The sequence below is a fragment of the Nocardioides sp. genome, assembly GCF_004803405.1.
GTDB classification, from domain to species: Bacteria; Actinomycetota; Actinomycetes; order Propionibacteriales; family Nocardioidaceae; genus Nocardioides; species Nocardioides vastitatis.
Genome location: NZ_SSXI01000325.1, coordinates 1 through 8871, shown reverse-complemented (window position 1 = coordinate 8871; position 8871 = coordinate 1). Strand labels below are relative to the sequence as shown.

Below are 8871 nucleotides of genomic sequence, written 5' to 3'. Positions count from 1 at the left end.
ACCGCGGGGGCGCGGCGGCGACGCCGCCCTCGACCTCGGCGTCGACGACCGCCTCCTCGGCGGGCTTCGGCGCGGGCTCGGCCTTGGCCTCCGGAGCCGGAGCCGGAGCCGACGTGGTCGGGATGTCGAACAGGGAGCCACCGGACACGTCGGAGGACGGCTCCGCCGTGGCCGGTGCTGGCGGAGCCTGGTCACCACCGACGTCGAACAGCGACCCGCCCGACGAGGCCGGCTCGGCCTTCGCCTCGGCGGCGGGCTTCGCCTCCGAGGCGGCCTTCGCCTCGGGGGCAGCGGTGTCGAAGAGCGAGGACCCGGCACCCTCGTCGAAAAGGGAGCCACCGGACTTCGCCTCCGGCGCAGCCTTCGCGGCCGGCGCGGCCGGCTCGTCGAACATCGAGCCCGGGTCGTCGAACATCGACGAGCCGCCGGACGCCTTGGCCGCCGGACCCACGTCCTCGGTGTCGACGACGGTGTCCTCGGTGACGGTCACGTCACCGGGTGCCGGCTCCGCCCTGGTCTCCACCGAGGTCCTCGCTGCGGGGGCAGCAGCGCCAGCAGCCGCGGCGGCACCGGGCGCCAGCTTGGTCGCCATCTCGCCCTTGACCGAGGCGAGCAGCATCTGCGCGACGTCGAGAACCTCGACCTCCTCGCGCGCGGCGCCGTCGGCCTGCATCTTGGTGAGGCCGTCGGACAGCATCACGCGGCAGAACGGGCAGCCGACCGCGATCTGGTCCGCGCCGGTCTCGACGGCCTCGTTGGTGCGGTTGAGGTTGATCCGCTCGCCGATGGTCTCTTCCATCCACATACGAGCACCACCGGCGCCGCAGCAGAAGGACCGCTCGGAGTTGCGCTCCATCTCCTTGACCTCGGCGCCCGGCATGATCTGCAGCAGCTCGCGCGGCGGCGTGTAGACCTGGTTGTGGCGTCCAAGGAAGCACGGGTCGTGGTAGGTGATCTTGCGCTGGTGGGCCCCACCGCCGTCGGCGACCGGCGTCAGCTTGCCGTCGCGGACCAGCCGGTTGAGCAGCTGGGTGTGGTGGATGACCTCGAGCTCGATGCCGAGCTGCTTGTACTCGTTCTTGAGGGTGTTCATGCAGTGCGGGCAGGTCGTGACGACCTTCTTCGCCTTCGCCTCGGTGAGCACCTCGACGTTCTGCTGGGCGAGGCCCTGGAACACGAACTCGTTGCCGGCGCGACGCGCGGAGTCACCGGTGCAGGTCTCGCCGTTGCCGAGTACGCCGAAGGAGACGCCGGCGGTGTCGAGCAGCTCGGCGAGGGCGCGGGTGGTCTTCTTGGCACGGTCCTCATAGGCACCGGCGCAGCCGACCCAGAACAGCCAGTCGACCTCGTCGAGGGACTCGATCGTGTCACCCACGACCTTGACCTCGAAGTCGAGGCCCTTCGCCCAGTCCATGCGCGCCGTGGGCGACATGTTCCAGGGGTTGCCCTTGTTCTCCAGGCCCTTGAACAGGCCGTTGAGCTCGGAGGGGAAGTTCGACTCGACCAGCACCTGGTAGCGGCGCATGTCGACGAAGTGGTCGACGTGCTCGATGTCGACCGGGCACTGCTGCACGCAGGCCCCGCAGTTGGTGCAGGACCACAGCGCGTCCTCGTCGACGACGAAGTCACCGCCCTCGGGCATGTAGAACCAGTCGTCGACGCCCTCGGCCTGCTCGCGGTCGGCCTTGCCGACCATCGCGCGGTCCTCGGCGCCCTCGACGCCACCGGCGACGGCGAACGCCTGCTCGCGCAGGGCCATGATCATCAGCTTCGGGGAGAGCGGCTTCTCCGTCGCCCACGCCGGGCACTGCGACTGGCAGCGACCGCACTCGGTGCAGGTCGTGAAGTCGAGGACGTCCTTCCACGAGAAGTCGAAGATGTTGCCGGTGCCGAGCGTCGCGTCCTCGTCAAGGTCGTCGATGTCGTCGAGCGTGATCGGCTTGCCGCCCGAGGTCAGCGGCTTGACCGCGCCGAGCGCCGTACGTCCGCTGTCCTCGCGCTTGAACCAGATGTTGAACCACGCGGTGAAGCGGTGCCACGCGATGCCCATCGTGAGATAGCGGGCGACCACGAGCAGCCAGACCATCGCCAGCACGATCTTGAACGTCGCGATGGCGTAGATGACGTTCTCGAGCGTGTGCGCCGAGTCGACGCCGCTCGGGTAGAGCACGTCGCCGACCCACGAGGCGATCGGGAAGTGGGCACGGGTCGCGTGCTCGGTGTGGCCGGTGGCCTCGAGCAGGTTGTACTCGGCGCCACGCACGAAGAGGATCGCGCCGCCCTCGAACAGCGCGAGAAACTCCACGAAGTAGGCCTGCCACATCGTGGAGCCGAAGAAGCGGCTGCCGCGGCCCTCGATCCGCGGGTGGTGCTTCTGCCGGTAGATGATCAGCACGATCACGCCGATGGTCGACAGCAGGCCGATCGCCTCGCTGAACCACTCGAAGGGGTACCAGTGGCCGACGATCGGCCACACGAACTCGGGGTCGAAGAGCTGGAAGTAGGCGGCAGCGACAGCGGTGCTCAGGAAGATGAACGCCATGAAGACGAACCAGTGCATGATGCCGACCCAGGTCCACTGGAGCATCCGCGTGTGACCGAAGGTCTCCTTGAGCATGGTCAGCGTCCGGCCCGCCGGGTTCCCGGCACGGCCAGGCGCGGGCTGGCCACGGCGGATCACGCCGAGCATCGCCATCACAGCCTTGCCGACCACCGCGAGGGTGACGGCGGTGAGACCGAGCGAGACCACGATCAGGACGGTCTGCAACATCTCCAACAGCTCCTCATCCGCAGGGAGTCAGGTGTGCGCACCCGTGGGGTGCGCGCGTCGAGCCTATTGCCACCAACCGGCGTCGAGCCTGACAGGCAAGCCTTACCCGAGCCGCGCGTGAGCAACAGACGCACAGCGATACTACCGACAAGTAACTTCGCGTGGAGGGTGACGCTCGCCTCAGCCCCGGCCGTCAGCCGAACGACACGCCGCTGACCCGGCCGGTCGCCGAGAAGGTCACCGTGACCGGCACCTTGACCCGGGCCTCGCTCCGCGCGCAGAACCCGTACGACGCCCCGCGGCGCTCGTAGGGCTGGCCGACCGCGCCCAGCACCTGGGCGGTCGTCATCCCCGGGACGACCAGCCGCCGGACGGCGTCGGTGGTCTTCCGCAGGTCCGCGTTCCGGCACGAGTCGGGCGAGACGCCGTGCGCCCGCTCCCACATCTGCAGGTAGGCCTCGGCGCCCCGCGCCATGTCGTCGACGATCCTCGCTCCGTCCCCGGGGTTCTGCGCCTCGGCGACCACCCGCAGGTCCTCCACCCAGTCGGGGTAGAGGCCGTACTGCGCGACGCCGTCGACGTTGATGTCCCACACCCGCGCGCCCGCCCGCTGCCGGTCGAGCCTCACGCCGGCCAGCCCGGTGAACGGGTAGGTGACGGGGTTGGGCACCCCGGCGCCGCGGGGATTGCCCTGGGCGCCGAGTCCGTTGATGTCCGCGCCGAAGCCGAAGCCGAAGTAGTAGCGCGGGTCGGCCCAGCCGAGGTGGCGCCGCCACTTCTCCACGAACCCGGTCGAGTCGCCCGCGTAGGGCGTGATGAACCCGCCCGCCCGGTAGATCCTCGGGTACGTGTCGGGCGTGGACCACGAGTGGCTCGACAGCACACCGGGGTACTCCAGCTGCTCGATCAGGTCCATCGACGCGGCGCGCGCCTTGACCGACAGGTGGTCGGGGTCGAAGAGCATCCTCCGCTCGGCCAGTCCGCGGATCGTGTGCTCGCCGAGGTCGGTCAGCCCGCGCTGGTTGCAGTGCGCCGGCTGCTCGTAGACCGGCACGGCCGGGAGGATGCCGAGCGTCTGGGCGAGCGCGCCGAACAGGGCGTCCTGCTGTCCCGCCGAGATGTCGGGCGCCGTGACCTGCGTCTTGTCGGCGGACCGCCCGTCGGCGGGCTCGCAGTGCCGCATCGCCCAGAAGGTGCCGGTCTCCAGGAAGTTCGCCGAGTTGACGGCGAGGCCGACCTCGCCGGCGTCGCCCGCGACTCCGGCGAGCGCGTTGTCGAACTTGTTGACCAGCTCCATCTGCCGCACGCCCAGCGCGTGCATCTCGTCCAGGTTGGCGTCGATGTCGGCGGCGGTGCACGCGGGGACGTCCTCGCCGAGGACCGCCTTGAAGGTGCAGCCGAACGGAACGGACGTCTCGATGCCCATCACCACGGCCATCTTCCCGGCATTGATCACGCGCCGCGCCTCGAACGGGTCCTTCACGATCCGGTAGAACCCCTTGCCGGGGCCGCCGAACTGCGCGTCGATGTAGTCCTGGAGCCGTACCATCTGCTCGGCCTGCAGCCGGATCGAGTCCATGTCGTCGCAGGAGTTCCGCTTCAGCGGATAGAGCTCGCAGAGCTTGTTGTTCTCCACGAGCAGGTTGACGAAGAGCCGCTGGCCGCCGCGCCACGCGCGCTCCAGCCACCGGTAGTAGGTGCCCTCGTGCGTCAGCGACTCCGGCGCCGGCCAGTCCTTGAAGGTCGGCCACCCCACCGGGTCGTGGGACGGCTCGCCCGACAGGAGCGACTCGAGGACGGCTCCCCGGCCGGCGGTCAGCGTGTGGTCGGGGCAGTCGACCAGCGCGTACGGCGCGCCGTACTCGTGCCACGGACGACCACAGTGGACCTGGCCGCCCAGGAACTCGAAGGCCATGCCGTGGGTGTGCGCGTCCACGAACCCACGCACCTCCTGGTACGACGTCAGGCCGGCGTGCGGGTCGCCTGAGACGTTCACGTCCGCCTCGGGGTAGGGCGGGCAGCCGGCGGCGACGCGGAGCCGGAACGGGGTGCCGGTCGCGCCCCGGCCGAGCCTGCCGCCGGGTCGGACGGTCATCGCCTTGCCGGGAGCGATCTGGAAGGTGTGGCCCCTGGCCACCTTGGTCGCGGTCCAGTCGGCCCGCGGACCCGGCTTGGCTGCGACGGCGATCGAGCCGTCCGGCTTGAGCGTCACCTCACCGGGCCGGGTGTGCAGCAGGTAGCCACCGAGCCGAGTGGCCTTGAAGTAGAAGGTCGCGGCCGATGCCCGGGGGACCGACGCGACGGCGAGCGTCGTGCCGGTGCGAGTGACGTACGCGCCGGAGCCGGTCTGCAGGGTGTAGCAGCCGCCGGCCATCGCGAAGCGGTCGGTCGGCACGGCCGAGCGGGCCGGGTAGGCGGGCACCTTCACCAGGGTCGGGTCGGGCAGGGCGCGCTCGCGCTCGACGTACTCCTCCGCGGCGGAGCGCGCCGCGGCGCTGACCGGCTCGACGACCTCGGCGCCCTCCACGACGCCGCGGGAGATGGCGTTCTTGGTGGTCGGGTCGCTGTGGTCGTGAGGCTCCAGGCCGGAGTCGTCATGCGGCACCCCGCGAGCGGACTTCTCCTGCTCGGTCGCCAGGGCCAGGCTCGCCGACCCGCCGCCACCGCCGGGCAGAAGCACGGCGACGCCGACGAGAGTGAGTGCCAGCAGCCCGGCCAGGCCCACGCGCCGCGTGGTCTCCGGCTCCCGCAGTCGTTGCGCCACGACGTCCTCCCTCTCGGCCACCCGTGAGGGGTCGGGCGGCACTGCAACAGGTTCTAACGACGCGGGGGCCTCGCCGTAACGCGTCACGGTCTTCGCCGGGCTCGACGGTGCCGATCACCGACTCCGTCGGTCGCGATCCGTGGAACGCTCAGCGTGCGGTGGGGGCGGGCTGATCGGCGAGGGTGGCTTCACGGTTGCATAGGCGAACATCGTGGTGATGCTCGCCAGTCCGCGGACGGTTCGAAGCTTCGTACGGACGAACTCCTCGTAGGTCTCCAGGCTGCTGACCCATACCTTGATGATGTAGTCCGCCTGGCCGGCGAGGGTGTATGCCTCGGTGACCTCATCCAGAGACCTGATTCGCTCCTCGACCGCGGAGATGGTCGCGTCGTCCTGGGAGGCAAGCGTCAGCGTCACCAGGGCCATGACCTGAAGACCCAGCCGACGAGGCTCGACCACGGCGACGTACCGGGCGATGATGCCGTCGTCCTTCAGCCTGCGAACACGTCGCAGCGTCGGCGACGGGGACAGGCCGATGCGAGCGGCAAGCTGCTGGTTCGTCAGGTGAGCATCCTCCTGCAACTCGGCAAGAATCTTCCGGTCGATTGCGTCCATGGCGCGGATGGTAGCGACATCTGCCGCGAAGGTGCCCTTGCCTAGTGAAAATCGCAATCCTCGACCAACCCGAGAGGCATACGTTTGCGACGTGACTGATCCACGATCTCTCGCTCCCTCGCCCCCGCACACCTCCGAGGAGGTTCTGATCCGGCCCGCGACGCCCGACGACCTCGCAACCATCGACCGCTTCATCCGTGCGCTGGCCGCCGAGGAAGGCCTGCCGGCGGTGACGGCCACCCTCGATGACCTGGAGGCAGCCCTCTTCGGGCCGACGTCACTGGCCGCAGCTCTGGTCGTGCAGGTCGGGACCGTGCGGGTGGGCTTCGCCCTCTACTACCCCAAGTACGGAACCGTCAGCGGTCGGCGGGGAATCCACCTCGAGGACCTCTACGTCACCCCTGAGCTCCGCAATCAGCGCGTCGGCGAACGGGTGATGACCCACCTCGCTCGCCTTGCCGGAGAGCGGGGCGTCCTGGAGTGGTGGGTGCAGCATTCCAACCATGCTGCGCTCCGTTTCTACCAGCGATTGGGTGGCCAGGAGCTCGCGGACATCGCTGTCTACCGCTTGGAGCGTGACGCGCTTCAGGAGCTCGTCGACTGAACCTCGGCCGGCCTGCGCCGGCAGCGGTCTCCCACCAGTGCGGGTCGTCGATCCCCGGCACGTCGACCGGGCTGCCTGGGCGGTCGAGCGATGGTGGCGAGCTCGCAACGTCGACCTGCTCGCCCGGACAGGCATGATGGCCGCACCCACCAGGGAAGGAGGGGTGCATGACCGTCTCACCGCGAGGACCGCGCGCGACCGGCGTGCTCGGCGCGGCGCTCGTCCTCTCGCTCGTGCTCGCCGGCTGCGGGGCCGACGTCTCCGAGGACGACCCGGACCGCCGATCATCGTCGGCACCGCCCTCCGCGCCGACCACCGGCAACACACCCAGCGCGACCGGCGCCGGCGGCTCGGACGAGCTGTCGATCGCCCGCAGCGAGACCCGGGAGGACACGGTCTACCCCGAGGTGGGCGACCCGCTCGTGGACGCTCTCCACTACGACCTCGGCCTGACCTGGGACCCGAGCGAGGACCAGCTCACCGGGCGGCAGGTGCTGACCTTCCGCGCCACCGCGGACGCCGCCAGGATCCCGCTCGACTTCAACGACGCGCTCACCATCTCCGAGCTCAGCGTCGACGGCGAGCCTGCCGCGTTCCAGGTCCGAGGGAAGGACCTCACGATCGACCACCCGGTGCGCGCCGACCAGCGGTACGAGATCGAGATCGCCTACGCCGGGACGCCGGAGCCGACCCCCGCCCCCAGCCAGCGGTCCGACTTCGGAGCCGGCCTCGGCTGGAGCATCACCCCCGAGCACGAGACCTGGACACTGCAGGAGCCGTACGGCGCCCACACCTGGTACGCCGTCAACGACCAGCCCGCCGACAAGGCGCTCTACGACTTCACCCTGACCGTGCCCGCGCCGTGGTCGGGGGTGGCGAACGGCGTGCTGACGAAGTCGACCGAGGCGGACGGCCTCCAGACCGACGTCTGGCACCTCGCCGAGCCGGCGTCGTCGTACCTCGTCACGGTCGCCTTCGGCGACTTCCAGCGCACCGACCTCGAGTCCGACAGCGGCGTCCCCATCCAGATCTGGACCGACCCCGACAAGGACCCGCTGCCCGGTGACACGGAGTACGCCGCCGAGGCGATCGACTGGCTGGAGGACATCCTCGGCCCGTATCCCTTCGACAGCTTCGGCATCGTGGTGGTCGACAACGAGAGCGGCATGGAGACCCAGACCATGGTCACCCTCGGCGACACCGCGTACAGCCTGTCTGCCGCCGTGGTCGTCCACGAGGCCGCGCACCACTGGTACGGCAACTCGGTCTCGCCCGCCGACTGGTCCGAGGTCTGGATGAACGAGGGCATGGTGATGTACCTGCAGGGCATGTGGGAGGCCGAACAGGAGGGCATCTCCATCGTCGAGAAGATGGACCAGTGGGCGGCCGCCGAGACCTCGATGCGCGCGGAGTCCGGACCGCCCGCCGACTACGACCCGACCCGCTTCGGGGACGGCAACATCTACTACGGGCCGGCCCTGATGTGGCAGGAGCTGCGGGAGCGGATCGGCGACGAGCGGTTCCTGGAGATGGTCCGCGCCTGGCCGGAGCAGCAGGAGAACGACATCGCCGACCGCGACGAGTACTGGGCGTGGATCGAGGAGACGACCGGCGAGGAGCTGACGGCGTTCTTCGAGGCCTGGCTGCTGGGGGCACAGACACCGCGACGCTGACGGGCCCGCGGGCGACCGCGGCTTCGCCAGGGACGGGCTACTCGGGGGCCGGTGACACGGTCCAGAGGCAGGAGAACGTCGTCGCGAAGATGTCGGCCAGCACGCCCGGGCTGACCCCGCCGCGGCCGTCCTCGACCAGCATCAGGTCCTCGTCGAGCAGGCCGTCCGCGATCAGCCCGTCGACGCCGTGCTCGTCCACCAGCTCTCGGGCGGTGCACTCCGCGCCGCGCGCATCCAGGTCGCCCTCGTCCTCGAGCACCCGCGCGATGTTGTCCGCGGCGACCTGCTCGCCGCTGCCGGTGAAGGCGGCCGGGCGATCCTCGGTCCCACCCGAGCCGCTCGCGCCGGTCCTCGCGGTCGGGTCCCCGCTCGCCACCGGGTCCGGCCCGCCGCGACCCATGAGGAGCGCCGCGACCGCGACCGCGACCCCGGCGACCGCCGCCGC

6 protein-coding genes are annotated in these 8871 nt (G+C 70.3%); 2 read left to right on the top strand and 4 right to left on the bottom strand.

Features of this window, described 5'->3' with window-relative positions; genetic code table 11:
- The 3 genes from E7Z54_RS22165 to E7Z54_RS22155 form a co-directional block, all read right to left on the bottom strand.
- Positions 1-2770, bottom strand: a 2770-nt coding sequence (locus E7Z54_RS22165) for a (Fe-S)-binding protein (protein WP_136436899.1), incomplete at its 3' end; no start/stop codon positions are given.
- A gap of 193 nt (positions 2771-2963) precedes the next feature.
- Positions 2964-5555 (bottom strand): hypothetical protein, encoded by a 2592-nt coding sequence (locus E7Z54_RS22160; RefSeq protein WP_136436898.1) that lies wholly within the window; start codon positions 5553-5555, stop codon positions 2964-2966.
- Between the two features lie 93 nt (positions 5556-5648).
- Positions 5649-6149, bottom strand: coding sequence for an Lrp/AsnC family transcriptional regulator (locus E7Z54_RS22155; RefSeq protein WP_240769843.1), 501 nt, complete (start codon positions 6147-6149; stop codon positions 5649-5651).
- A gap of 91 nt (positions 6150-6240) precedes the next feature.
- Between E7Z54_RS22155 and E7Z54_RS22150 the strand changes: the two genes are divergently transcribed.
- Positions 6241-6753: a GNAT family N-acetyltransferase gene (locus E7Z54_RS22150; RefSeq protein ID WP_206056473.1), complete on the top strand. Its 513-nt coding sequence runs from the start codon at positions 6241-6243 to the stop codon at positions 6751-6753.
- A gap of 167 nt (positions 6754-6920) precedes the next feature.
- Positions 6921-8426 carry a M1 family metallopeptidase gene (locus tag E7Z54_RS22145; protein ID WP_136436897.1) on the top strand — a complete coding sequence of 502 codons (1506 nt, stop codon included), beginning with the start codon at positions 6921-6923 and terminating at the stop codon, positions 8424-8426.
- 37 nt (positions 8427-8463) lie between these two features.
- On the opposite strand, the gene E7Z54_RS23625 is transcribed toward E7Z54_RS22145, so the two are convergent.
- Positions 8464-8871, bottom strand: a 408-nt coding sequence (locus E7Z54_RS23625) for a hypothetical protein (RefSeq protein ID WP_168798462.1), incomplete at its 5' end; no start/stop codon positions are given.

Coding starts and splice junctions, on each gene's coding strand:
- E7Z54_RS22145 (WP_136436897.1), top strand. CDS start 6,921: ATGACCGTCTCACCGCGAGGACCGCGCGCGACCGGCGTGCTCGGCGCG.
- E7Z54_RS22155 (WP_240769843.1), bottom strand. CDS start 6,149: ATGGACGCAATCGACCGGAAGATTCTTGCCGAGTTGCAGGAGGATGCT.